Here is a 24717-nt window from a genome sequence, read left to right on the forward strand (position 1 = left end):
GAAACGCTTTGAAAACATTTGATCATCTGACGGTCATCGGCCTCCGCGAATGGGTGGCGCTGCCCCATCTGGGCGTCGCCGGGCTGCGCGCGAAAATCGACACCGGGGCCAGCACCTCCAGCCTGCACGCGACTGAAATCGAGCCGTTCGAACGGGACGGCGAAAAATGGGTGCGTTTCAACGCGCACTTGGGGACGGTGGTGCAGCTGCGTCATCGTCGCTGCGAGGCTCAACTGGTGGCGATGAAAACCATCAAAAGCTCCAACGGCCACGCTCAGGTTCGCTACGTCATTCGGACGACTCTGGCGCTGGGGGATAGGGTCTGGCCGGTGGAATTCACGCTGGCCTGTCGCAAGGCCATGCGCTACCGGTTGCTGCTGGGTTCCAAAGCCCTGATTGACGGCCAGTTGGTGGTCAATCCGGGTGTTACTTATATTCAGGACAAGCCGGTCTTCCCGGCTTCAAATCTCTCTGCCACAGGTGCTGCATGAAGATCGCTGTGCTTTCGCGAAACCCGCGTCTGTATTCAACTCGTCGTCTGGTCGAAGCGGGCATTCAGCGCGGCCACGAGGTCGTGGTGGTCGATACCCTGCGTGCCTATATGAACATCGCCAGTCATAAGCCGCAGATCCACTACCGAGGAAAACCCCTGGAAGGCTTTGATGCGGTGATACCGCGCATCGGCGCTTCCGTGACCTTCTACGGCTGCGCCGTGCTGCGTCAGTTTGAAATGATGGGCGTGTTCCCGCTCAACGAATCCGTCGCCATCGCGCGGTCCCGTGACAAGTTGCGCTCGCTGCAGTTGTTGTCGCGACGCGGCATTGGCTTGCCCGTCACCGGCTTTGCTCACTCACCGGACGACATCCCTGACCTGATCCAGATGGTCAACGGCGCGCCCCTGGTGATCAAGGTGCTCGAAGGCACGCAAGGCATCGGCGTGGTGCTGTGCGAAACCGCGACAGCGGCTGAGTCTGTGATCGAGGCCTTCATGGGTCTGAAGCAGGACATCATGGTGCAGGAGTACATCAAGGAAGCCGGTGGTGCGGACATCCGCTGCTTCGTGGTGGGTGACAAGGTCATTGCTTCGATGAAGCGTCAGGCGAAGCCCGGGGAATTTCGCTCCAACCTGCATCGAGGCGGCACCGCCAGCCTGATCAAGATCACCCCCGAAGAACGCATGACGGCCATTCGGGCCGCCAAGGTCATGGGCCTGAGTGTCGCGGGTGTCGACATCCTGCGCTCCAATCACGGGCCATTGGTGATGGAAGTGAACTCGTCGCCAGGTCTTGAAGGCATTGAAACCACCACCGGCAAGGATGTCGCGGGAATAATCATCGAGTACATCGAGAAAAACGGCGGGCCGCACATGACCCGCACCAAGGGCAAGGGCTAACGCCTAAGCCCGTTTCTGCACGGAGGCTTTGGTCGCGAGCACGCCGCCCAAGGCCTCCAGTCAGAATCAGTAACAAGTCAATCGGCATCCCGCGGCAGCAATAGCCCCAACGGCAACCGAACCCTGGCCTCCAGCCCGCCTCCCGAACGATTGCGCAACTCGACATTGCCGCCGTGCATCGCTGCAATGCGCTTGACGATCGCTAGGCCAAGCCCCGTCCCCTTGCCACTTCGGGCGCGGTCACCACGGATGAAGGGATTGAAAATGCCCTCCAGCTCCGACGGATCAATCCCCATACCCCGATCCAGCACGCTCAGCACCACGTAAGGCGCACCGCTGTCGCCGGAAACATAGGCCGCCACTTCAACGCCGTCACCTGCGTGGTGCATGGCATTGCCAATGAGGTTGTTGAGCAGCCGCTTCATGGAAACCCGCCGCAGCGGGAACGGCGGAATGGACTCCAGACAGAGTCGGACCTGCTCGACCGGGTTGTTGTACGGCGCCACCACTTCGTGGACCAACTCGACCAGATCGACGTCTTCGACCTCTTCATCGCGCCCGTCCCGGATGAATGCCAGGAATTGATCGAGAATGGCATCCATGTCTTCGATGTCGCGGACCATGCCTTCCATGAACTCGTTGTTGGTCGGCATCAATTCCAGTGACAGGCGCAAGCGCGTCAGCGGCGTCCGCAAATCATGGGACACCCCGGCCAGCATGAGCTCGCGCTCCTGCCCTGCCTGCTCCACATCTTCGGCCATCTGGTTGAACGCGCGGTACACCTCGGTCATCTCGCTGGGCGTGTCGCCCACCGGCAACCGCACACTGCGGCCCTGCCCCAGCTGGCGGGCGGCAAAAACCAGACGCTTGAGCGGCTGATTGAGCTGGCTGACGAAGATCCACGCCGAGGCGGTCGAGAGCAAGCCGATCGCCAGGAACCAGCCCAACACGCTCCAGATTTTCTGCCCGCGCAGCGGATGCGGGTACAGCGGCACTTTCAGCCAGCCATCGCCGAGACTCGGCGCCCTCACCCACAGCGCAGGGGGCGCGTGGACACGCAGGCGCACTTCGGTGTCCGCGCCCAATTCATCCTGCATCTGCCGTTGGTAGATTTCGGAATACGGCCAGTGCTGCTCGCCTTCCGGTACGCCGCCACCCACCACGCGGATCAGCCCGGCGGCGTCGGCGATGGTCTGCCGGTCGCTCTCATCGGCCGCCCAGTAAGCCCGCAAAGTGAGTGCAACGCCGTGGCTGTATTGGCGATCGACCAGAACATCCTCGTTCATCAGCAGATAGACGAGGGTCAGCGCCTTCGAAAACAGCACGACAATGAGCACCAGCCACAGGGTGCGGGAGAAAAAACTTTGCGGGAACCAGAGCGGTGTCTTCATAACAGCAGCTACACACTTTGCGGAAGCGAGCCGGGCTCGCGAATTTGCGGAACACATGACACAGCAAAAACCAGTCACGCCAATGGCCGCTTTCGCGAACATCGAGGTGACTGGCTAACGTAGGCGGGCGTGAGACAGGCCCGACAGGTTACCGTCGAACTTGCCGTTACTGCTTGTTGGCACCGTCTGGCACGAAAACATAACCCACTCCCCAGACCGTCTGAATGTAACGCGGCTTGGCAGCGTCTACTTCAATCAGACGACGCAGGCGGGAGATCTGGACGTCGATGGAGCGCTCCAGCGCGTCCCACTCGCGGCCACGGGCCAGATTCATCAGTTTGTCCCGCGTTAGAGGCTCACGGGCGTGCATGACCAATGCCTTCAGCACGGCGAATTCACCGGTGGTGAGCATGTGCACTTCGTCGCCCCGCTTGAGCTCGCGGGTGGCGAGCGACAGAGCGTAGTCGCCGAAGGTGACGGTTTCGTCTTCCGTGGCGGGTGCGCCGGGTACGGGTGCGGATTGACGACGCAGCACGGCGCGAACGCGGGCCATCAGCTCGTCAGGGTTGAAAGGTTTTGCGAGGTAATCATCGGCGCCGAGCTCGAGGCCCTTGATGCGGCTGAGCTCGTCGCCTTTGGCGGTCAGCATGATGATGGGGACTTGATTGTTCGCGGCGCGCAGACGGCGGCAGGCGGACAGGCCGTCTTCGCCCGGCAGCATCAGGTCCAGCACCACGAGGTGGAACACTTCGCGCGCCAGCAGCCGATCCATTTGCTCCACGTTGGGCACAGCCCGGGCGCGGTAGCCCTTGCTGTTGAAAAAGCGTTCTAGCAGGCTGCTCAAGCCAGGGTCATCGTCAACGATGAGGATTTTCTCGCCTTCAGCCGTTTGTGCAGTGCTGCTCATTGGAAGCTCCTTTGATCTCGGCGCGCATTATGGCGTAGCTGCAGTTATGCGCACCGTGTGCATTGTTAGCAGATTTTTCCTGAATCCACATGGGTGCTCGCGCTCAGTCACTTGAGGGCGATTCGCCGCGGCTGCGCGGGCTAAAACCGGCGTATCGACGGGCCGATCCCCTATTCAGGGCTCACTGGGTATAATGCGCCGCCTTCAAGGTCAGGCAACGCTCGTTCAAGGCGGTTCGCCAGCCGCTGATTTAATGCACACACATTTGCCAGGTGGTTTTATGGACAGTATCAACAGCCGCATCGCCGAGGAACTCGGCGTCCGCCCGCAACAGGTCGAAGCGGCCGTCGCGCTACTGGATGAAGGCTCAACGGTGCCTTTCATCGCTCGTTACCGCAAGGAAGTCACTGGCAGCCTCGATGACACGCAACTGCGTCATCTGGAAGAGCGCCTGCGCTACATGCGCGAACTCGACGAGCGCCGCATCAGCATCCTTGCCAGCATCGAAGAGCAAGGCAAGCTGACCCCTGAACTGGCGCGCGAGATCAAGCTCGCCGACACCAAGACCCGCCTTGAAGACTTGTACCTGCCGTACAAGCAGAAGCGCCGCACCAAAGGCCAGATCGCACTGGAAGCCGGTCTGGGTGAGCTGGCCGACAGCATCTTCAACGATCCAACCCTGACCCCGGAAACCGAAGCTGCGCGCTTCATTGATGCCGAAAAAGGTTTCGCCGACGTCAAGGCCGTGCTCGAAGGCGCCAAATACATTCTGATGGAGCGTTTCGCCGAAGACGCGACGCTGCTGGAGAAGCTGCGCAGCTTCCTCAAGCACGAAGCCGTGATCAGTGCCCGTGTAGTGCCGGGTAAAGAGGAAGAAGGCGCCAAGTTCCGCGATTACTTCGAACACGACGAGCCGCTCAAGAGCATGCCGTCGCACCGTGCGCTGGCGATCTTCCGGGGTCGCAACGAGGGCGTGCTGAGCTCGGCGCTGAAAGTCGGCGAAGAGCTGCCCGGCACCCTGCACCCCTGCGAAATGATGATCAGCGAGCGCTTCGGCCTGCAGAATCAGAACCGCCCTGCGGACAAGTGGCTGGCCGAAGTCGTGCGCTGGACCTGGAAGGTCAAGCTGTACTCCAGCCTCGAAACCGACCTGCTCGGCGAGCTGCGCGAAGGTGCCGAAACCGAAGCGATCAACGTATTCGCTCACAACCTGCACGACCTGTTGCTGGCCGCACCGGCGGGGCCACGCGCCACGCTGGGCCTCGATCCAGGCCTGCGCACGGGTTGCAAGGTGGCCGTGGTCGACAGCACGGGCAAACTACTGGACTACGCCACGGTTTACCCCCACGTACCGAAAAACCAGTGGGATCAGACCATCGCCGTGCTGGCAGCCCTGTGCGCCAAGCACTCGGTTGACCTGATCGCGATCGGCAACGGCACCGCCAGCCGCGAAACTGACAAGCTGGCGGGTGATCTGATCAAAAAGTATCCAGGCCTGAAGATGACCAAAGTCATGGTCTCTGAAGCGGGCGCTTCGGTGTACTCGGCGTCGGAACTCGCTGCCAAGGAATTCCCGGACCTCGATGTTTCGATCCGTGGCGCCGTCTCCATCGCACGCCGCTTGCAGGATCCCCTCGCTGAACTGGTGAAAATCGACCCGAAATCCATCGGCGTTGGCCAGTACCAGCATGACGTGTCGCAGCTCAAACTGGCCCGTGGCCTCGACGCGGTGGTGGAAGACTGCGTGAACGCCGTGGGTGTGGACGTGAACACCGCATCCGTGGCCCTGCTGGCGCGGATTTCCGGCTTGAACACCACCTTGGCGCAGAACATCGTTGCCCACCGCGACCAGAACGGCGCGTTCAAGACCCGTGCAGCGCTGAAGAAAGTCCCGCGTCTGGGCGAGAAGACCTTCGAACAGGCCGCAGGCTTTCTGCGTGTCATGAACGGTGACAACCCGCTGGACTCGTCAGCCGTTCACCCTGAGGCGTATCCGCTGGTGCAGCGCATTGCCGCCCAGACCGATCGCGACATCCGTTCGCTGATCGGCGACGCTGCCTTTCTGAAGCGTCTCGACCCGAAGAAATTCACGGATGAAACCTTCGGCCTGCCGACCGTCACCGACATCCTGCAAGAGCTGGAAAAACCGGGCCGCGACCCGCGTCCGGGGTTCAAGACCGCTGAGTTCCAGGACGGCGTCGAAGACTTGAAGGATCTTCAGCCGGGCATGATCCTGGAAGGCGTGGTCACCAACGTCACCAACTTTGGCGCGTTCGTTGACATCGGCGTGCATCAAGACGGTTTGGTGCACATCTCTGCGCTTTCGGAGAAGTTCATCAAGGACCCTCGCGAGGCAGTGAAAGCCGGCGATGTAGTGAAGGTCAAGGTGATGGAAGTGGATATCCCGCGTAAGCGCGTCGGTCTGTCGATGCGCATGAGCGACACGCCGGGGGAGAAAGTCGACGGCGCTCGCGGTGCCCGTCCGGGAGCCGCGCCGCGTCAGCAGCAAAGCAATGCCCCTCGCAAGGAAGCCTCGACCCCGGCGCCGAGCAACAATCCGATGGCGTCGCTGTTCGCCAACGCTAAGCAATTGAAGAAGCGCTGATGGATATCCCTGATGAGCTGACCCAGAGCGCCTATTTCAAGACGCTCGGCTGCCGGGTAGTGAAACTGGACGAAGGCGTTGCCGTCGTCGCTCTGCCGCTTGAACCGCACCTGCGCAACCGCGGTAACGTCATGCATGGCGGCGCGCTGTTCAGTCTGGTCGACATCACTATGGGGCTGGCCTGCTCCAGCGCCCATGGCTTCGACAAGCAAAGCGTTACCGTGGAATGCAAAATCAATTACATGCGCGCCGTGGCCGAGGGCGAAGTCATCTGCACCAGCACAGTGCTGCATGCCGGACGTCGAACGCTGGTGGTCGAAGCCGACGTTCGCCAGAACGACAAGCTGGTTGCCAAAGCGCAGGGCACGTTCGCGATCGTCTAGCTGTCCGATAGCGTTATGAGTTAATTTCGGCACTGTTCAGCAGTGTCGAAATTATCTGATTTCCTTGTAGGAACGATCAGCGACGGGCATCGGCGTTAGGGCCATCGACGAGGCGAAAACGCCAGTTCCTTTCTTCACCCTTGTAGACCGCCATATCGCCCCCATATAGGGCCGACTGACGCGTGAAGGATTCCAACTTGAGCGAACTTCTCAACCGCCGCCTGACTCTGCTTGGCGAGCACTCCAACCTCTCCCTTCTGGAGAAGTGCTTGCACGGCATCGAGCGTGAATGCCTGCGCGTCACGGGCGAAGGCCGCCTGGCGCAAACACCGCACCCGGAAGCCTTGGGGGCGGCGCTGACCAACGAGCAAATCACCACCGATTACTCCGAGTCGCTGCTGGAGTTCATCACTCCGGCTCTGGCCAACCCGGCTGACACGCTGGAAAGCCTGGATAAGATCCATCGCTTCGCCTACAGCAAACTGGGCAGCGAATACATCTGGAGCCCTTCGATGCCGTGCCCGCTGCCGGCCGAAGCGGATATTCCGATTGCCTATTACGGCACCTCCAACATCGGCAAGCTCAAGTATGTTTACCGTCAGGGCCTTGCCCTGCGTTACGGCAAAACCATGCAGTGCATCGCGGGCATTCATTACAACTTCTCGCTGCCCGAGGCCATCTGGCCCGTGCTCAAGCAGGACGCGAAATTCGAAGGCGATAACCGCGATTTCCAGTCCGAGAGCTACATCGGCCTGATTCGCAACTTCCGCCGTTACAGCTGGCTGCTGATGTACCTGTTCGGCGCTTCGCCGGCGCTGGACGCCAGCTTCCTGCGCGGCCGCTCGCATCAGCTTGAGCAGTTCGACGCCGATACGCTGTACCTGCCTTACGCCACCAGCCTGCGGATGAGCGATCTGGGTTACCAGAGCAATGCCCAGGCGGACCTGACGCCTTGCTACAACGATCTGCTGACCTACACCGACAGCCTGCGTCGTGCGGTGGCAACGCCCTACGCGCCTTACGTCGAAATCGGTACGCACAAGGATGGCGAGTGGATTCAGCTCAACACCAACGTGCTGCAGATCGAGAACGAGTACTACTCGACGATCCGCCCGAAACGCGTCACCTATTCCGGCGAACGCCCAATTCAGGCGCTCGTCGCGCGCGGCGTGCAGTACGTGGAAGTCCGCTGCCTGGACATCAACCCGTTCTTGCCGGTCGGCATCGACCTTCAGCAGTCGCGCTTCATTGATGCGTTCATTCTGTATTGCGCGCTGCACGACAGCCCGCAGCTGGCGAACAACGAATGCGGCAACGCCAGCACGAACTTCCTGACCGTGGTCAAGGAAGGTCGTCGTCCCGGCCTGCAACTGAACCGCAACGATACGACGATCGACCTGAAAGTCTGGGCCAACGAGATGCTGGACACGATCAGGCCGATCTGTCAGCTGCTCGATGCCAGCCAGGGCACGGATCAGCACGTCAAGTCGCTGGACGTTCAGCGGGCGAAAGTGGCGGATACCTCTCTCACGCCTTCGGCACAAGTGCTGGCGGCGATGACCGAGCACAAGGAAGGCTTCACGGCTTTCTCGCTGCGCCAGTCGCAGGTTCACGCTGATCATTTCCGCAGCAATCCGCTGAGTGCCGAGGACCAGACGCATTTCGAGACCAAGGCGCGTGAGTCCCTGGCTCAGCAAGCGGAGCTGGAACAGACCGAGGAGAAAGTGGACTTCGATACGTTTGTGGGTGCGTATCAGGCGAGCATTCTGGCGATCAGTAACTGACGCCATTCCCGCTGGAAACGGTGGGAGCCCGCTCTCATCAAACAACACCGCAGATGTGTATGCCGGCGCACGAAATTGTGGGAGCGAGCTTGCTCGCGAAGAGAGAGGAACGCCCGCTAAGTATTCAGCGGCTGAAATGCCGTCTTCGTGAGCAAGCTCACTCCCACAGGTACCGTGTTTACTGCGCGAAAACGTGGCGCCTGGCCGACAGAGAATCTCTCACAAGTATCGCCCCATCCGACATGCGCGTCTGGCTCTAGACCCAGACGCGCACTTTGCTTAGATCGCCTTTTCGAAAATCTTCGAATTACGCTGATAGTTGTACAGCGACGCACGGGCGCTCGGCAGGCGGTCAACGCTGCTGGCCTCGAAACCGCGCTCCTGGAACCAGTGCGCAGTACGCGTCGTGAGGACGAACAGGGTTTTCAGACCCAGCGCACGGGCGCGTTCTTCAATGCGCTCAAGCAGCTCATCGCCGCGCCCACCGTGGCGATACTCGGGGTTCACTGCCAGACACGCCAGCTCACCCGCTTCGGAATCGGCAATCGGATACAGCGCTGCGCAGGCGATGATCAGGCCTTCGCGCTCGACCACGCTGAACTGCTCGATTTCCCGCTCCAGCACTTCCCGCGAACGACGCACGAGAATCCCCTGCTCTTCCAGCGGCGTGATGAGGTCCATGAGCCCGCCAACGTCGCCGATCGACGCTTCGCGCACCAGTTCGAATTGCTCCTGCGCCACCAGTGTGCCGCCGCCCGTGCGTGTAAACAGCTCGGAGAGCAGCGCGCCGTCTTCGGCATAGCTGACGATATGGCTGCGCGCCACGCCACCGCGACAGGCCTGGGCCGCCGCATCCAGCAGCTCCGCCTGGTAGTTGCTGCCCAGGCGCTGAAGGTGCGCGGGAACCTGTTGCGGACGCAACTCACGGACCAATCGGCCCTGTTCGTCCAGCAAGCCTGACTCGGCACCAAACAGCAGCAGCTTTTCCGCCCCCAGATCAATGGCCGCGCGCGTCGCAACATCTTCACAGGCCAGGTTGAAGATCTCGCCGGTAGGCGAATACCCCAACGGCGAGAGCAGCACGATAGAGCGCTCGTCGAGCAGCCGACTGATGCCCTTGCGGTCGATGCGGCGCACTTCGCCGGTGTGCTGGAAATCAACGCCTTCAAGGACGCCTATCGGACGCGCCGTGACAAAGTTGCCACCCGTCACGCGCAACCGCGAGCCCTGCATCGGCGAAGCAGCCATGTCCATCGACAGACGCGCTTCGATGGCGATTCGCAGGGCGCCGACGGCGTCGATCACGCATTCGAGCGTGGCGAAATCGGTCACGCGCATGTCGTGATGGAAATGCGGCGTCAGGCCGCGCGCTTGCAGGCGGCTTTCGATCTGCGGGCGGGAGCCGTAAACCAGTACCAGGCGCACGCCCAAGCTGTGCAACAACACGAGGTCGTGGACGATGTTGCCGAAGTTTGGATGCTCGACGCCATCGCCCGGAAGCATGACGACGAAGGTGCAATCCCGGTGGGCATTGATGTAGGGAGACGCGTGGCGGAGCCAATTGACGTAATCGGGCATATCCGAAAGGAGCCTGTAGTGGATGGACGAAGGGTGGAAACACTCAAGACGGCATGAGCTTTATCGTCGGAACAGGCATCGCAACACGCGTACTCTCCTTTTCGGGTCGTTCTAAGACAGGGCCTGACTCCAGCAGCACGTGGGCGCACTCAAGAGGTCGCCAGGCAGTAATGTTCGATCAATTGACGTAACAGACGCACTGTAGGCTGCAAACGTGACATTTCAAGATATTCACCGGGCTGGTGCGCACAGGCAATGTCCCCGGGCCCCATCACGATGGTTTCGCAACCAAGGCGCTGAAGATAAGGCGCTTCGGTGCCAAATGCCACCGCTTCGGCCGTATGACCGGTCAGACGCTCTGCGATTCGCACCAGTTCCGCATCGGCGCTTTCTTCAAAGGGGGACACTTCCGAAAACAGCGGCGCATAGTCGATCTGCACCTGATGCAGCTCGGCGACGGGCTGCAGTTTCTGCCGAATCGCAGCACGCAGCACTTCAGGGTCCATGCCCGGCAGCGGGCGCAGGTCGAACTCCAGCGAGCATTGCCCGCAGATCCGGTTTGGGTTGTCACCACCATGGATGCAGCCGAAGTTCAGGGTCGGTTGCGGCACGCTGAACTGCGGATTGCGGTATTGCTCCTGCCACTGTCGGCGCAGGCCTTTAAGCTCGCCGATGGCGTCGTACATGGCTTCCAGGGCGCTGCGCCCCAGGCTCGGGTCCGAGGAGTGACCGCTGCGACCGAGAATCTCTATGCGCTCCATCATCACGCCTTTGTGCAGGCGGACCGGCTTGAGACGGGTCGGCTCGCCAATAACTGCCGCGCGTCCCAGCACACCGCCCGCCGCAGCCAATGCCTTGGCACCGGCCATCGAGCTTTCTTCGTCGCAGGTCGCGAGGATGATCAGCGGCTGCTTGAACGGCTGATCGAGCAGTGGCTGCAGCGCTTCGATGGCCAAGGCGAAGAAGCCCTTCATGTCGCAGCTGCCCAGTCCTACCCAATTGCCGTCGACTTCGGTCAGCTTCAGCGGATCGGTTTTCCACAATGCATCGTCGTAAGGAACCGTATCGCTGTGGCCCGCCAGCACCAACCCGCCGGGGCCGGTGCCATACGTCGCCAGCAGATTGAACTTGCCGGGGCTCACCTGCTGGATGTCGCAGGCGAAACCCAGGTCGCCCAGCCAGCTTGCCAGCAGATCAATGACGGCGCGATTGGACTGGTCGAGCGCAGGCTGCGTACAGCTCACAGATGGCGCGGCGATCAGGGCGGCGAACTGGTCTTTCATGGACGGCAACGGCATAGGCGACTCCGGTGATGGGGTGCGACACGCGGACCATCATAGGTCGATTGCCCCGCTTGAATAAACTGTCACGGTTGATGTCCTGTACACTGCACGGCCCACGCAGCTGTGTCGATTCCGGCTGCGACCCCTGTTATCAGCGATAGAGCGTTTGGATTCTCCGGCCATGCAGAAAGAAACCGAAATCAAACTCCGCGTCAGCCGCGAAACCCTCATAGCCCTGCGCGAGCACCCGTTGCTGAAGAAACGCAACAAGGGTGGCTGGGAGCGGTTGGAGCTGTTCAATCAGTACTTCGACACCCCCGAGCGTGAGCTGGCCCATGCCAAAGTTGCGCTGCGCCTGCGCCGCGACGGCGACGCAATCATTCAGACCCTCAAGACCCGCGGCCAGAGCGTCGCAGGCCTGTCCGAGCGTAACGAATACAACTGGGACGTGCCCAAGGCCAAGCTGGACCTGAAGAAGCTCGACGGCGAATGCTGGCCCGAGCAACTGGCGGATCTGGACAAAAAAACCATCAAACCGGTGTTCACCACTGATTTCGTCCGCGAAAAAGCGGAAATCGCTTGGGGCCGTGGCAAGTCCAAGGTGGTGATCGAGGCAGCGCTGGACCTGGGCAAGGTGGTCGCCGGCAAGCAGCAGGAAGAAATCTGCGAGCTGGAACTGGAATTGCGCGAAGGCGACCCGGCCGCGCTGCTGGAACTGGCCGCAGAGCTGGCCGAGAAACTGCCGCTGATGCCCTGCGATATCAGCAAGGCCGAACGTGGCTATCGTCTGTTCGACGCCAGCAGCTACTCGATCAAGCTGCCGACGCCGGAGCTGCATGGCGAACTCTCGGTAGACGACGCGTTCAGCGCCATCGCCTGGTTCCTGCTCGGCAGCAGCCAGCGTCTGGCCGAACAATACCGCTTTAACGGTCACTGGAGCCTGTTGCAGGAGTGGGTCGAAGTGCTCGCTGAACTGCGCGCCCTGGCCGGCAGCCTCGGCCAAGCCGCTCCGCGTGCCACGACCCATGACCTGCGTGCCGCGCTGGACGCCTTGCTGGAAGACTGGCGCACGCTGGTGCTCGCCGGTCAGGAAGATGGCGATGTGCGCGCCGCTGCCCATGAGCAGTTCATCGAAGAGCTGCAGGACACCCGTTGGGGCCTGTTCTCGCTGACCACGTCGCGCTGGTTGATGGCGCGCAGCTGGACGGTCGAGCGCAACAACCGTGGCAATCGTCAGGGCCACGCAATGCTCAGCAGCTGGGTGCCGCGCTTCCTCGGTGATGAGGCGACCGCGCTGAACCTGCCGCGCTACCAGCAGCAGCCGGAAGATCTGGCCGAGCAGTTGCCACGCATCGAGCGCATTCAGGTGTGGCTGCATTACGCCCGCCAGGCGCTTGACCTGCCGGAGCTGGATCGCTTGTACGGCGAGTTGAACAAGCTCGAGCAACTGGCGCATTTGGATATCACCGACGAAATACTCGATGCACGCGTCCAGCAAACCATCACCGTGCTGCAAAGCCGCGCGTGGAAGACATTGTTGAAGTTGTAAGACGCCGTATAGATGGGACGGCTGGCGCGGTTGGTAGGGCTGACGCTGTTTCGTAGGACCGGCTTTAGCCGGGAAGAGGCCAGCCTGAGCACCTCAATTTCGCAGTGTGCCTACCGACGCCTTCCCGGCTGAAGCCAGTCCTACGAAAGGCACGCGGTGTGTCAGTGGGACCGGCTTTAGCCGGGAAGAGGTCAGTGGCAGCACCTCAGTTTTATGGTGTGTCTACCGACGCTTTCCCGGCTGAAGCCGGTCCCACTAAATGCACGCGGTGTGTCAGTGGGACCGGCTTTAGCCGGGAAGAGGCCGGTTTTCACACCGTCAGCTTTATGGTGTACCCACCGACGCTTTCCCGGCTGAAGCCGGTCCCACTAAATGCACGCAGCGTTTCAGTGAGACCGGCTCCAGCCGGGGATTGGCTCCCTATCTGCCAATCGGCAAGCTCGTCGTCGATTTGATTTCCGACAGCGCCACTGTCGAATTCACTTCCTGAATCCCCGGCACCAGCGAGAGTTTTTCGAAGAAGAATCGCTCGTACGCTTCGATGTCCGGCGTGACGATGCGCAGCAAAAAGTCCACCGACCCCATCAGCACATAACACTCCAGCACTTCGGGAAAGCCACGGATCGCTTCGGTGAATTCGGTGAAATTGGACCGACCGTGGGCGTTGAGTTTTACCTCCGCAAATATCTGCGTGTTCAGGCCGATTTTCTTGCGATCCAGCAGTGTCACCTGCCGCCGGATCACGCCTTCATCTTTGAGCCGCTGGATCCGCCGCCAGCAAGGCGACTGCGACAGGCCGACCTGCTCGGCGATCTGCGCGCTGGACAGCGACGCATCCTCCTGCAGCAGCGCGAGAATCTTCCGATCATAAGCATCCAGCGCAATTTGCATAGTCAATTCCTGAAAGTAGGCTGCCGCACATAAACAAGTCGCATCCAGCCTAATACAGCGCATCTTCGATCAGTAATTTCTTTTTCGGCGTGTAAAACTTTCTGCCATTCAACGCCATTGCAACGACGAGATTGCCAGGAGGTATCCCATGCCACATCTCGAAACCGTCAGCCCTGTTCCGTTTCGCCACGACGTCTGGTCGTTCAGCAACGCTCACTGCCTGTCGCGATACCAAATCCTTACCGAAGCAGAAGCTGACGTACTCTGCCGCTTGCTCAACCTGTTCGCGATGCAGTACCTGATTCCCCAACAGGTCAGTGTGCTGCAGCAGGAAGGCATGCTGATGGTGAGCATTGAGGTGGGTGGCATGACGTGGCACCGCGCTCAAGTGATTGGTGAAAAAATGCGCAACCTCGTCAGCGTTTGCTCGGTCGAACTTGAACCCATGGGCGATTTGCACGTCGTAACCGAGGCCGTCTCACTCGCCGCCAGTTGAGTGCTCCGAAAATATTGGCAACGCTTCGCTACCGGCAGGGCGCAACAACTGGCACGCTTGGGACTACTCTTGCTCAACACCGAAGTAAGCCGTCTCGTCTCAAGGAGCCCGCATGTCCGTCCTCGCCTCATCATCTCAGGACCGCTGGCTGGATCTGAACGAAGTACTGCGTGACCTCGTCGCCCAGGGATACCTCGATCAGGACAACGCCGAATATGCGCTCACGCTGCGCCGAGCCGCGCAGAACCTCCACGCCCACCCGCTCGAACTCATCGCCACCCAGCAGTTCGACAACCACAAGCGGCCCGGCAAGAAACTCGACCTCGAAACCCTGACCGCCTGGCTGGCTGAGCAAGCCGGCCAGCCGTACCTGCGCATCGACCCTCTGAAGATCAACGTCGCCGCCGTGACCCCGTTGATGTCCTACGCCTTTGCCCAGCGCCACAAGATTCTCGCGGTGGACGTCGATCGCGACGCGGTGACTATCGCCAGCGCGCAACCGTACGTGAATGCGTGGGAAGCCGACCTGACCCACGTGCTGAAGATGCCGATCAAGCGCGTCGTCGCCAATCCTGTCGACGTGCAGAAACTGGCCGTCGAGTTTTATCGGCTGGCGAAATCGGTCAGCGGCGCAAGCGCCAGCGATCAGAAAATCAGCAACATGGGCAACTTCGAACAGTTGCTCAAGCTCGGCGCCAGCGATCAGGAGCCGGACGCCAACGACGCGCACATCGTCAATATCGTCGACTGGCTGTTCCAGTACGCGTACCAGCAGCGGGCGAGCGATATTCACATCGAGCCCCGCCGTGAAGCCGGTACCGTCCGTTTCCGCATCGATGGCGTGCTGCACAACGTTTATCAATTCCCTCCCCAGGTGGCGATGGCTGTCACCAGCCGCCTGAAAAGCCTTGGCCGGATGAACGTGGCCGAGAAGCGCAAGCCCCAGGACGGCCGAGTGAAGACCAAAACGCCAGACGGTGGCGAGGTGGAGCTGCGGCTGTCGACGCTGCCCACTGCCTTCGGCGAAAAAATGGTCATGCGGATTTTTGACCCGGAAGTGCTGCTCAAGGACTTCGACCAACTCGGGTTCTCCGGCGATGACCTGCGTCGCTGGGAGGGCATGACGCGCCAGCCCAACGGCATCATTCTGGTGACCGGCCCTACCGGTTCCGGCAAGACCACCACGCTGTACACCACGCTGAAGATGCTGGCGACCTCGGAAGTAAACCTCTGCACCATCGAGGACCCGATCGAGATGGTTGAGCCTGCGTTCAATCAGATGCAGGTGCAGCACAATATTGACCTGACCTTTGCCAGCGGCGTGCGCGCGCTGATGCGACAAGACCCGGACATCATCATGATCGGCGAGATTCGCGACCTGGAAACCGCAGAAATGGCGATTCAGGCGGCGTTGACCGGTCACTTGGTGCTGTCGACGCTGCACACCAACGACGCGCCCAGCGCCATCAGCCGTCTGCTGGAGCTGGGCGTGCCGCATTACCTCCTTAAAGCGACGATTTTGGGCGTGATGGCCCAGCGTCTGGTGCGTACGCTGTGCCCGCACTGCAAGGCGCCGATCGAAATGGATGAGGTGGACTGGCAAACCCTGACGCGGCCTTGGCAGGCGCCCGTGCCAAGCGGCGCGCACCGGGCAGTGGGTTGCGCGGAGTGCCGCGACACGGGTTATCGCGGGCGTGCGGGGGTGTACGAGATCATGCTGATGTCCGACGCCGTGAAGTCGCTGATCACGGCGGACCTGGACCTGACGGCGTTGCGTCGCCAGGGATTCAAGGACGGCATGCGCAGCCTGCGGTTGTCCGGCGCGCAAAAGGTCGCAGCGGGGCTGACGACGGTTGAAGAGGTGCTACGCGTGACACCGCAGAGCGAGCAGCGTTAGTTACTGGTCCGGAACCCCGAAATCCAGCACGACTTTCATCGCCTGCTGCTTGTCCCCGGCCAGCTCGAATGCCTGGACCGCGTCCTGAAACGCGAGGGTGTGGGAGATCACCGGGGTCACGTCGATCACCTTGCGATTGAGCAAGTCCACCGCCTGGGCGAACTCGGGATGGAAGCGAAAGGTGCCGCGCAGGTCGATTTCCTTGCCCACCACCAGGTTCAGCGGAATTGCCACATCGCCCCCGAGCCCGACTGTCACCACAACCCCACGCGGTCGCATGCAGGTCAGGCCATCGCGCAGGGCTTGTGCACTGCCGGAGGCCTCGAACATCACGTCGAAATACCCCTTGTCGGCGGTATAGCGCGCCAGTGCTTCGGGCTCGTCGCGCAGATTGTGGGTTTCGCTGGCACCCATGCGGCGCGCGCAGGCCAGCGCGCTGTCGCTCAGATCTGCGGCAATAATCTGCAACGCACCCGCTGCGCGCAGGCTGCCGATCAGCAAGTTGCCTATCGGGCCGCAGCCGGTCACAAGCACGCGCTTGCCGAACACGCCGCCGGCGCGCTGGATCGCATGAAGCCCGACCGACAGGGGCTCGGCCAGGGCGCCTTCAGCCAGCGTCGTGGTCGACGCCAGCACATGGGCCTGGCTCGATTCGATCACCAAGTGCTCGCGGAAGGCGCCCTGAATGTGTGGAAACGGCATCGCGCTGCCGTAAAAACGCATGTTCAGGCAATGGTTGAGCAGGCCTTCGTGACAGTATTTGCAGTCTCCGCACGGCCGCGACGCCGACACGGAAATCCGTTGCCCGACGCTGAAAGCGCTCTGCGCGTCGCCGACTTCCTCGATGACTGCCGAAATTTCATGGCCGAGGACCATCGGCTCTTTCAGCCGAACGGCACCGAATCCGCCGTGCTGGTAGTAGTGAAGATCCGAGCCGCAGATACCGCCGCGAGCAACGCGAACGCGCAACTGGCCGGCAGACAACGGCAACGCTTCGGTACCGGGCTCGACACGCAGGTCTTTCGCGGCATGGCAGACAATCGCTTGCATGATCGTTCTCCGGATTACAGCGATGCCGTGATGGCACCGTCGACGTAAAGGATATGGCCGTTGACGAAGCTGGCCGCGTCAGAGGCCAGGAACACCGCCGCGCCCGCCAGCTCCGACACTTCGCCCCAGCGACGGCTCGGCGTGCGTTGCACCAGCCAGTCACTGAATTCAGTGTTGGCCACCAGCGCAGCGTTGAGCTCGGTCTTGAAGTAGCCCGGCCCGATCCCGTTAACGTTGAGACCGAACGGGCCCCAGTCGATCGCCATGCCTTTGGTCAGCATCTTCAGCGCGCCCTTGCTCGCGGTATACGGCGCGATACCCGGTCGGCCCAGCTCGCTCTGCACCGAACAGATGTTGATGATGCGCCCGCGCCCACGAGGAATCATGCAGCGCGCGACGGCCTGACCCACGAAGAAGGCGCTGTCCAGGTTGGTACGCATCAGCTCATGCCAGTCCGCCTCGGGAAAATCCGCCAGCGGCCCGCGCCGTTGGATGCCGGCGTTGTTGACCAGGATTTCCAGCGGCCCGACGCGTTCTTCGATTTCCTGAACCGCAACGGCGACCGCCTTGCTGTCCGTCACGTCAAAACTCTGCGTGTGAACTGCATGCCCCTCCGCTACCAGGGCTTGGGCGGCCGATTGCAGCGTCTCGGCGTTGCGGCCGTTGAGCACGACCGTGGCGCCTGCTTCGGCCAGGCCCCGGGCGATCGCCAGACCGATGCCTGCGCTGGAGCCGGTGATCAGCGCCACCCTGCCGTCGAGACGAAAACTTTCCAGAACAGCCATGACGCCCTCCAATTGTTTTTGCGGCTTGAATCTCGATGGGCTGCGCCAGCTTTTGTTCCGATCAAACACAGAAGCCGCGCAGATTGCAGTCATCGTACTCTGCCCGATCAACTTCCCACCGTCATCAACCATGACCCTCCGAACGTTGATCAACTCCCGGACGAGACGACGTGGCAGGTCGTTGCGCTATGAAGCCCTGCGCATGGGGAACTAGAACGGGAGATGGCGTATCAAATCGTTTCAGAACAAACCAACATCGGAGTACCCGTCATGCGTCTTAAACTTGCTGTAGCCACGTTAGCCTTGCTTTCCCTGCCGGTCGGTTCAGCAATGGCCGACGGTTTTCTGCGGGACGTGCTTTCGTCTGGTGCGACAACCGGTTCCACCTACCTCACCTTCCGTCACCATAAGCTAATCGTCGCTGCACAAGACGATGCTGGCAGCTTCGTCGCCAGCAACGGCGAAATCCGTGGCCCATACCTGGAAGCCGCCATGGACCAGGTGCGCAAGGACAACCCGGCCCTCAAGGCATCGGACATGGACCTGGCGAACGCCATCCTGGCGAAGAACCTGGTTGCCGAGCAATAAGTCAGACCTGTCGGGATGGGTTGGCGGCATAACGCCAATCTCGCTCCCAATAAAAAGCCGCTCAATTGAGCGGCTTTTTTGTGCCTGACCGATGGGCTTATTCGCCGATCAGTGCCTTGTAGCCGGCTGCATCAAGCAGCTTGCCCAGGTCTGCGGCATTGGCGGGCTTGACCTTGAAGATCCACGAATCGTAAGGCGAGTTGTTCAATGCCTCTGGCTCACCGGCCAGCGCCTCGTTGACTTCAACAACTTCGCCGGCCACGGGCGAGTAGATGTCAGACGCAGCCTTTACCGACTCGACGACACCGGCCTGATCGCCAGGGGCCGCGAAAACCTTACCCACCTCAGGCAGCTCGACGAACACCACGTCACCCAGCGCTTCCTGCGCATGATCGGAAATACCGACAACGATCAGATCACCCTCTTGCTTCGCCCACTCGTGGCTCTCGGCAAAACGCAGTTCGGCGGGAATAGTGCTCATGTTCTTATCCTCTCTACTTCATCAGGTCAGCGGAAAAACCCGCCAGGGATGGCTTTTCAAATCAGGGTTAAATCAGGGCCTTGCCGTGACGCACGAATGCGGGTCGAACCACTCGGACCGGGTACCACTTGCCCCGGATTTCCACCTCGGCACGGTCTGCGGTGGCCATCGGCACTCGCGCCAGCGCGATCGACTTGCTTAGCGTAGGAGAGAAACTACCACTGGTTATCTCTCCTTCGCCAACTTCCGCTATTCGGACGACCTGATGAGCACGCAAAACGCCCCGCTCTTCGAGGACCAGCCCTACAAGTCTTGAGGAGATGCCTCGCGCGCGCTCTGCCTCGAGTGCAGCACGCCCGATGAACGTTCGGTCTTCAGGCGTCCACGCGACCGTCCAGGCCATGTTGGAGACCAGCGGCGAAACCTGCTCGTCGATTTCCTGACCGTACAGATTCATGCCCGCTTCCAGCCGCAGCGTATCGCGGGCGCCCAGACCGATAGGCGAGATGCCAGCACCGACCATGTCGTTGAAAAAACTGCAGGCTTCGGTGGCGGGCAGGATGATCTCCAGGCCGTCTTCACCTGTATAACCCGTGCGGGCAATGAACCAGCCGCCTTCCTGCTGGCCTTCGAAGGGCCTGAGGGTGTGGATAAGCGCGGTGCGTTCCTGGTTAACCAGTTCGCCGATCTTCTGCCGGGCGTTTGGCCCCTGAATGGCGAGCATAGCCAGCTCCGAGCGGTGCCTGACGCGCACGTCGTAGCCGGAAAGGTTGGCATTCATCCATTCCAGGTCCTTGTCGCCGGTGGCGGCGTTGACCACCAGTCGATAACCCTCGTCGGTCAGGTAGACGATCATGTCGTCGACGATACCGCCGTGGGTGTCGAGCATCGCGCTGTAAAGCGCCTGCCCGGTCTGTTGCAACCTGCCGACGTCGTTGGCCAGCAGATGTTGCAGCCAAGGCTTGGCCTGGCTGCCGGATACATCGAGCACATGCATGTGCGACACGTCGAAAATCCCGCAATCCCGGCGCACCTGATGGTGCTCCTCGACCTGCGATCCGTAGTGCAAGGGCATGTCCCAACCACCAAAATCGACCAGCTTCGCGCCGAGCGCGAGGTGCAGGTCAAAGAGGGGCGTACGCTGTCCCATGGGTTTCTCCTTCCGGGCGTGGCGAAGACGCAGTCACTGGCAATCCCGCAAATCCCCCGTGAATTGGGGTCTGAAACCTTTGCTAATTTGAGGAATTGTCTGACAGACCGAGTCGATTGCGGCGCATTGTAGCCGCAAGGTTGGGACCCCGCACCTAACCAATCGGCTTAGCCGAACGTCTGATCAAACCGATGACCGGGAGCAGCCCGACCAGTACCAACGTCAGTGCAGGCAAAGCCGCACGCGCCCACTCGCCTTCGCTGGTCATTTCGAAGATGCGCACGGCCAGCGTGTCCCAGCCAAACGGGCGCATGAGCAGCGTCGCGGGCATTTCCTTGAGGACGTCGACGAAGACCAGCAGCGCAGCGCTCAACGTGCCGGGTATGAGCAGCGGCAGATAAATCCTGAAAAACAATCGTGGCCCACTGACCCCCAGACTGCGCGCGGCTTCGGGCAATGACGGACGAATGCGCGACAAGCTGTTCTCGAGCGGCCCGTAGGCGACCGCAATGAAGCGCACCAGATACGCCAGCACGAGCGCCCCCAGGCTACCCAGCAAAAGCGGCCGGCCAGCACCGCCCATCCAGGTGGATAAGGGCACGACCAGTTCCCGGTCGAGATAACTGAACGCCAACATGATCGACACTGCCAGCACAGAGCCGGGCAGCGCGTAGCCGATGTTGGCGAGGCTGACGCCAGAGCGGATGGCGCGAGTGGGGGCGAGGCGCCGGGCAAACACGAGAATCATCGCGACGCACACCGTGACCAGCGCAGCGATGCCGCCCAGATAAAGCGTGTGCAGGATCAACCCGGCGTAGCGCTCGTCGAGGTCGAAACGCCCGCGCTGCCAGACCCAGACAATCAACTGCAGCAGCGGCACCACAAACGCGCAGGCGAACACCAGCCCACACCATGTGCTGGCGGCGGCTGCTTTCAGGCCTCGCAGGTGATACAGCGCCTTGACCCTCGGACGCTCGTTGCTCGGTCGGCTCGCCCCCCGTGCGCGATGCTCGCCGTACAGCAGGACCATGACGGCCAACAGCAGCAGGCTCGCCAGTTGCGCCGCGCTCGACAGGCTGAAGAAGCCGTACCAGGTTTTGTAGATCGCGGTGGTGAAGGTGTCGAAATTGAACACCGACACAGCGCCGAAATCCGCCAGGGTTTCCATCAACGCCAATGCGACCCCGGCACCGATCGCCGGCCGCGCCATGGGCAATGCCACGCGCCAGAACGCTTGCCACGGCGACTGCCCCAAAATGCGGGCGGCCTCCATCAGGCCTTTGCCCTGCGCCAGAAATGCGGTGCGCGCCAACAGATAGACGTAGGGGTAAAACACCAGCACCAGCACGATGATCACGCCACCGGTCGAGCGCACTCGCGGCAGACGCAGGCCTGAGCCGAACCACTCGCGCAACAGCGTCTGCACCGGGCCTGCGAAATCCAGCAATCCCACAAACACGAACGCCAGCACATACGCCGGGATGGCAAACGGCAGCATCAGCGCCCAGTCCAGCCAGCGTCGCCCCGGAAACTCACACAGCGCCGTCAGCCACGCGAGACTCACGCCCAGGAGCGTAACGCCCAGCCCGACGCCGAGCACCAGCGTCAGGGTGTTGCCCAGCAACCGTGGCATCTGGGTTTCCCAGAGGTGGGACCAGATCTGCTGATCGATGGTTTGCCAGGAAAACAGCAGCACGCTTAACGGCAGCAGCACCAGCGCGGCGATGGTGAAAACCAGAGGGTACCAGCGACGCTGGGGGGAGTGGGCCAAAGGGGATACTCATGGAGAGTTGCGGATTGACGAAGCCCTCGGTGGGAGCGACCGGGGTGGCGCTCCACCTTGCTCGCGAAGAGGCCGGCACATCCGCTAGATCTCCAGCGATTGAAATGCCGTCTTCGTGAGCAAGCTCACTCCCACAGGATCTTCACCAGGATGCAAAACCGGCGTGACCCGGGCGTCTTTCGCGAAAGATCAATTCCAGCCAGCGCGGTCCATCATGCGAATCGCCTCGGCCTGCCGCCGACCGGCCACTTCAACCGGGATCGTGTCCGCCTTGAATGCGCCCCAACTTGCCACTTCTTCAGACGGTGCGACTTTCGGGTTGGCCGGGAATTCCTGATTGGTGCCGGCGAATATCGTCTGGGCTTCGGGGCCCGTCATCCATTCCGCCAACGCTTTGGCGGCATCGGCATGGGGCGCGTACCGGGTCAGGCCGATGCCGGAAAGGTTGACGTGCACGCCGCGATCCGACTGATTGGGCCAGAACAGGCGCACGGCGAGATCGGGATTGTCCTTGTGCAAGCGACCGTAGTAGTAAGTATTGACGATGCCGACGTCGCATTGGCCGGCATTGATGGCTTCCAGCACCGCGATGTCATCGGAAAACACGTCGGTCGAGAGGTTGTTCACCCAGCCCTTGAGAATCTTTTCAGACGCCTCGGCGCCGTGGGTTTCGATCAGCGTGGCGGTCAGCGACTGGTTGTAGACCTTCTTGGCGGTACGCAGGCAAAGACGTCCTTCCCACTGTTTGTCGGCCAGCGCTTCGTAGGTGGTGAGTTCTTCCGGTTTGACGCGATCGGTGGAGTAGGCGATGGTCCGCGCGCGCAGGCTCAGGCCGGTCCAGCTGTGGGTGGAAGAGCGGTATTGCGGGGGAATGTTCGCGTCGATGACCGGCGAAGTGAACGGTTGCAGGATGCCCATCTGTTCCGCTTGCCAGAGGTTGCCGGCGTCGACGGTGAGCAGCAGGTCAGCCGTTGCGTTCTGGCCCTCGGCCTTGATGCGCTGCATCAGCGGGGCTTCCTTGTCGGTGATGAACTTGACCTTCACGCCGGTCTTGGCGGTGTAGGCGTCGAACACCGGTTTGATCAGCTCATCGATTCGGGAGGAATACACCACCACTTCATCTGCGGCCTGGGCGGTGCTGCCGAGCACGATTAATGCCAGGGCAGCCAAAAGACGCTTGCTCGCCTGCATGCAGGTTCTCCTGATTCGAGAGAGGGGAAAAACGAGGCGAAATGGTAGTGAATCGCATCTGCCATCTCAACCGAAGTCAGGATTGAGCCGTTACTGGATGTTGCGGAGTGCCGGCGGTGAATCCCTGAATGCGCGCGGTTTCAGTGGGAGCGGCTTCAGCCGGGAAAGCGCCATTCGTTACGCCGCGAATCTGATGGCGTTCAAGCTGGCCTCTTGCCGGCTAACGAAGGTCCCACAGTGAAGCGCGCGGACAGAAAGTGCTGTGCCGTCAGAGCTTCGCCAACTCGGGGAGGTCCCCGGTCAGCCCCAAGGCCTGGCGCACAAACAATGCTTTGGCTTCTGCAGAATGATCGACCATCTTCAGCCCGGCATTGCGCAACAAACGAACCGGCAGCGCATCGGCCTGGAACAGCCGCTCGAAGCCTTCCATCGCCGCCATCAACGCCAGGTTATGCGGCATGCGCCGACGCTCGTAACGGCTCAACACACGCTCATCGGCCAGACGTTCCCCACGCTCGACCGCACCGCGCAGCACTTCGGCGAGCACCGCTGCGTCGAGAAAGCCCAGGTTCACGCCCTGCCCCGCCAATGGATGGATGGTGTGCGCGGCATCACCGATCAGCGCAAGGCCCGGCGCCACATAGCGCTTGGCATGGCGTTGACGCAGCGGGACGCAAACCCGCGAATCAGCCGAGATCACCTGCCCGAGACAGCCTTCGAACGCATTCTCCAGCTCACGGCAGAAGCGTTCGTCATCGAGCTTCATCAACCGCTCGGATTGCTCCGGTGTCACCGACCAGACGATGGAGCACCAATGCTCACCCTCTCGATCCAGCGGCAGAAAGGCCAGCGGGCCGTCGTCTGTAAAGCGCTGCCAAGCGGTTTTGCGGTGCGAGTCCGCCGTGCGCACGCTCGTCACAATGGCGTGATGCAGGTAGTCCCATTCCCGCGTCGCGGTGCCGGTCATGCGCCGCACGGTTGAGTGGGCGCCATCGGCCGCGACCACCAGCGGCGCGCGCAATGTGCGGCCATCGGACAGCGTCAGGAGCCAATCATCGCCGGAGTGACGCATCTGCTCCAGACGCGCATCGGCCAACAAACCGATGTTGCTGTCATGCAGACGTTCGACCAGTGCATCCTGCATCACGCGATTTTCGACGATGTGCCCGAGCACGTTAGCGTGAACACTGGAGGCAGAAAAATGCACCTTGCCCGTGCCGCTGCCATCCCACACGTGCATGTCGCTGTAAGGGCTGACGCGCCGCGCAACGATGCCTTCCCAGACGCCCAGCCGCTCGAGAATGCGCTGACTGGCGATGGACAGCGCGCTGACCCGCGCCTCGAATGGCGCGTCGGCCACGAACGGCTTGACCGTCAGAGGACCACCATCCACCACGAGGATGTTCAGCCCACTGTCGCGCAGCGCCAGTGCAAGCGCGCTCCCCACCATCCCGGCCCCGACAATCAGCAGATCTGCGCGCGTTTCCATGCTTTAAATCGTTCTCGGTTGTGGCGAAGGCCACGAATGAATG

21 protein-coding genes are annotated in these 24717 nt (G+C 61.4%); 9 read left to right on the forward strand and 12 right to left on the reverse strand.

Translation table 11 applies throughout. The features are described 5' to 3' along the window. Positions 1-26 precede the first annotated feature (26 nt). Together QWI20_RS07515 and rimK are read left to right on the forward strand one after the other, a co-directional pair. Positions 27-491 carry an ATP-dependent zinc protease gene (locus tag QWI20_RS07515; protein ID WP_172613008.1) on the forward strand — a complete coding sequence of 155 codons (465 nt, stop codon included), beginning with the start codon at positions 27-29 and terminating at the stop codon, positions 489-491. After that, positions 488-1393, forward strand: coding sequence for a 30S ribosomal protein S6--L-glutamate ligase (gene rimK, locus QWI20_RS07520; RefSeq protein WP_065987438.1), 906 nt, complete (start codon positions 488-490; stop codon positions 1391-1393). The genes QWI20_RS07515 and rimK overlap by 4 nt, the downstream gene beginning before the upstream one ends. A 77-nt stretch (positions 1394-1470) precedes the next feature. On the opposite strand, the gene QWI20_RS07525 is transcribed toward rimK, so the two are convergent. Beyond that, positions 1471-2784, reverse strand: a complete 1314-nt coding sequence (locus QWI20_RS07525; RefSeq protein WP_369304920.1) for an ATP-binding protein — start codon at positions 2782-2784, stop codon at positions 1471-1473. Between the two features lie 166 nt (positions 2785-2950). Next, positions 2951-3691, reverse strand: a complete 741-nt coding sequence (gene ompR, locus QWI20_RS07530) for a two-component system response regulator OmpR (protein ID WP_065987440.1) — start codon at positions 3689-3691, stop codon at positions 2951-2953. Positions 3692-3971: 280 nt separating this feature from the next. On the opposite strand from ompR, the gene QWI20_RS07535 reads away from it, so the two are divergent. The 3 genes from QWI20_RS07535 (at position 3972) to gshA (ending at position 8463) form a co-directional block, all read left to right on the forward strand. Next, entirely contained in the window at positions 3972-6296 is a 2325-nt protein-coding gene (locus QWI20_RS07535) for a Tex family protein (RefSeq protein WP_369304923.1), read from the forward strand. Next, positions 6296-6679, forward strand: coding sequence for a PaaI family thioesterase (locus QWI20_RS07540; RefSeq protein WP_192171346.1), 384 nt, complete (start codon positions 6296-6298; stop codon positions 6677-6679). The genes QWI20_RS07535 and QWI20_RS07540 overlap by 1 nt, the downstream gene beginning before the upstream one ends. A 197-nt stretch (positions 6680-6876) precedes the next feature. Next, positions 6877-8463 carry a glutamate--cysteine ligase gene (gene gshA, locus QWI20_RS07545; RefSeq protein ID WP_369304925.1) on the forward strand — a complete coding sequence of 529 codons (1587 nt, stop codon included), beginning with the start codon at positions 6877-6879 and terminating at the stop codon, positions 8461-8463. A 279-nt stretch (positions 8464-8742) separates the two neighbouring features. Here the strand turns inward: gshA and argA are convergent, their stop codons facing one another. Then, positions 8743-10041 carry an amino-acid N-acetyltransferase gene (argA, locus tag QWI20_RS07550; protein WP_192171348.1) on the reverse strand — a complete coding sequence of 433 codons (1299 nt, stop codon included), beginning with the start codon at positions 10039-10041 and terminating at the stop codon, positions 8743-8745. Positions 10042-10190: 149 nt separating this feature from the next. After that, positions 10191-11339, reverse strand: a complete 1149-nt coding sequence (gene argE, locus QWI20_RS07555) for an acetylornithine deacetylase (RefSeq protein ID WP_369304927.1) — start codon at positions 11337-11339, stop codon at positions 10191-10193. A 166-nt stretch (positions 11340-11505) separates the two neighbouring features. On the opposite strand from argE, the gene QWI20_RS07560 reads away from it, so the two are divergent. Further along, positions 11506-12873 carry an inorganic triphosphatase gene (locus QWI20_RS07560; RefSeq protein WP_282365777.1) on the forward strand — a complete coding sequence of 456 codons (1368 nt, stop codon included), beginning with the start codon at positions 11506-11508 and terminating at the stop codon, positions 12871-12873. 420 nt (positions 12874-13293) lie between these two features. Here the strand turns inward: QWI20_RS07560 and QWI20_RS07565 are convergent, their stop codons facing one another. Further along, complete coding sequence (locus tag QWI20_RS07565; protein ID WP_369304929.1) at positions 13294-13764, reverse strand: Lrp/AsnC family transcriptional regulator; 471 nt, start codon at positions 13762-13764, stop codon at positions 13294-13296. A gap of 148 nt (positions 13765-13912) precedes the next feature. On the opposite strand from QWI20_RS07565, the gene QWI20_RS07570 reads away from it, so the two are divergent. Continuing rightward, complete coding sequence (locus QWI20_RS07570) at positions 13913-14260, forward strand: hypothetical protein (RefSeq protein WP_369304930.1); 348 nt, start codon at positions 13913-13915, stop codon at positions 14258-14260. Between the two features lie 112 nt (positions 14261-14372). Then, on the forward strand, positions 14373-16157 hold the full coding sequence (locus QWI20_RS07575) for a GspE/PulE family protein (protein ID WP_369304931.1): 1785 nt from the start codon (positions 14373-14375) through the stop codon (positions 16155-16157). Here QWI20_RS07575 and QWI20_RS07580 read toward each other — a convergent pair whose 3' ends face one another. Further along, positions 16158-17207 carry an L-idonate 5-dehydrogenase gene (locus QWI20_RS07580; protein ID WP_369304932.1) on the reverse strand — a complete coding sequence of 350 codons (1050 nt, stop codon included), beginning with the start codon at positions 17205-17207 and terminating at the stop codon, positions 16158-16160. It lies immediately after the preceding gene. A 14-nt stretch (positions 17208-17221) separates the two neighbouring features. After that, positions 17222-17992: a glucose 1-dehydrogenase gene (locus QWI20_RS07585; protein ID WP_369304933.1), complete on the reverse strand. Its 771-nt coding sequence runs from the start codon at positions 17990-17992 to the stop codon at positions 17222-17224. A 270-nt stretch (positions 17993-18262) separates the two neighbouring features. Here QWI20_RS07585 and QWI20_RS07590 point away from each other — a divergent pair, with 270 nt between their 5' ends. Continuing rightward, on the forward strand, positions 18263-18580 hold the full coding sequence (locus QWI20_RS07590) for a DUF2388 domain-containing protein (protein WP_065987516.1): 318 nt from the start codon (positions 18263-18265) through the stop codon (positions 18578-18580). Positions 18581-18677: 97 nt separating this feature from the next. Here the strand turns inward: QWI20_RS07590 and gcvH are convergent, their stop codons facing one another. From gcvH to QWI20_RS07615, 5 genes are all read right to left on the reverse strand, one after another. Further along, positions 18678-19061, reverse strand: a complete 384-nt coding sequence (gcvH, locus tag QWI20_RS07595) for a glycine cleavage system protein GcvH (protein ID WP_369304934.1) — start codon at positions 19059-19061, stop codon at positions 18678-18680. A 67-nt stretch (positions 19062-19128) separates the two neighbouring features. Beyond that, positions 19129-20211 carry a glycine cleavage system aminomethyltransferase GcvT gene (gene gcvT, locus QWI20_RS07600; protein ID WP_369304935.1) on the reverse strand — a complete coding sequence of 361 codons (1083 nt, stop codon included), beginning with the start codon at positions 20209-20211 and terminating at the stop codon, positions 19129-19131. Between the two features lie 154 nt (positions 20212-20365). Continuing rightward, on the reverse strand, positions 20366-21982 hold the full coding sequence (locus QWI20_RS07605; protein ID WP_369304936.1) for an ABC transporter permease: 1617 nt from the start codon (positions 21980-21982) through the stop codon (positions 20366-20368). A 201-nt stretch (positions 21983-22183) separates the two neighbouring features. Beyond that, positions 22184-23185: an extracellular solute-binding protein gene (locus QWI20_RS07610; RefSeq protein ID WP_369304937.1), complete on the reverse strand. Its 1002-nt coding sequence runs from the start codon at positions 23183-23185 to the stop codon at positions 22184-22186. Between the two features lie 268 nt (positions 23186-23453). Beyond that, entirely contained in the window at positions 23454-24674 is a 1221-nt protein-coding gene (locus tag QWI20_RS07615) for a 2-octaprenyl-3-methyl-6-methoxy-1,4-benzoquinol hydroxylase (RefSeq protein WP_369304938.1), read from the reverse strand. Between the last annotated feature and the right edge of the window lie 43 nt (positions 24675-24717).

The organism is Pseudomonas sp. W2-17 (assembly GCF_041060445.1).
Taxonomy (GTDB): Bacteria; Pseudomonadota; Gammaproteobacteria; order Pseudomonadales; family Pseudomonadaceae; genus Aquipseudomonas.

Excerpts from the sequence above, each read along its gene's own strand:
- gcvT (WP_369304935.1), bottom strand. The coding sequence starts at position 20,211 with ATGGGACAGCGTACGCCCCTCTTTGACCTGCACCTCGCGCTCGGCGCG.
- QWI20_RS07575 (WP_369304931.1), top strand. The coding sequence starts at position 14,373 with ATGTCCGTCCTCGCCTCATCATCTCAGGACCGCTGGCTGGATCTGAAC.
- QWI20_RS07565 (WP_369304929.1), bottom strand. The coding sequence starts at position 13,764 with ATGCAAATTGCGCTGGATGCTTATGATCGGAAGATTCTCGCGCTGCTG.
- QWI20_RS07615 (WP_369304938.1), bottom strand. The coding sequence starts at position 24,674 with ATGGAAACGCGCGCAGATCTGCTGATTGTCGGGGCCGGGATGGTGGGG.
- QWI20_RS07560 (WP_282365777.1), top strand. The coding sequence starts at position 11,506 with ATGCAGAAAGAAACCGAAATCAAACTCCGCGTCAGCCGCGAAACCCTC.
- QWI20_RS07540 (WP_192171346.1), top strand. The coding sequence starts at position 6,296 with ATGGATATCCCTGATGAGCTGACCCAGAGCGCCTATTTCAAGACGCTC.
- QWI20_RS07585 (WP_369304933.1), bottom strand. The coding sequence starts at position 17,992 with ATGGCTGTTCTGGAAAGTTTTCGTCTCGACGGCAGGGTGGCGCTGATC.
- argE (WP_369304927.1), bottom strand. The coding sequence starts at position 11,339 with ATGCCGTTGCCGTCCATGAAAGACCAGTTCGCCGCCCTGATCGCCGCG.
- QWI20_RS07580 (WP_369304932.1), bottom strand. The coding sequence starts at position 17,207 with ATGCAAGCGATTGTCTGCCATGCCGCGAAAGACCTGCGTGTCGAGCCC.
- ompR (WP_065987440.1), bottom strand. The coding sequence starts at position 3,691 with ATGAGCAGCACTGCACAAACGGCTGAAGGCGAGAAAATCCTCATCGTT.
- QWI20_RS07610 (WP_369304937.1), bottom strand. The coding sequence starts at position 23,185 with ATGCAGGCGAGCAAGCGTCTTTTGGCTGCCCTGGCATTAATCGTGCTC.
- QWI20_RS07525 (WP_369304920.1), bottom strand. The coding sequence starts at position 2,784 with ATGAAGACACCGCTCTGGTTCCCGCAAAGTTTTTTCTCCCGCACCCTG.
- QWI20_RS07535 (WP_369304923.1), top strand. The coding sequence starts at position 3,972 with ATGGACAGTATCAACAGCCGCATCGCCGAGGAACTCGGCGTCCGCCCG.
- QWI20_RS07590 (WP_065987516.1), top strand. The coding sequence starts at position 18,263 with ATGCGTCTTAAACTTGCTGTAGCCACGTTAGCCTTGCTTTCCCTGCCG.
- QWI20_RS07570 (WP_369304930.1), top strand. The coding sequence starts at position 13,913 with ATGCCACATCTCGAAACCGTCAGCCCTGTTCCGTTTCGCCACGACGTC.
- rimK (WP_065987438.1), top strand. The coding sequence starts at position 488 with ATGAAGATCGCTGTGCTTTCGCGAAACCCGCGTCTGTATTCAACTCGT.
- argA (WP_192171348.1), bottom strand. The coding sequence starts at position 10,041 with ATGCCCGATTACGTCAATTGGCTCCGCCACGCGTCTCCCTACATCAAT.
- gcvH (WP_369304934.1), bottom strand. The coding sequence starts at position 19,061 with ATGAGCACTATTCCCGCCGAACTGCGTTTTGCCGAGAGCCACGAGTGG.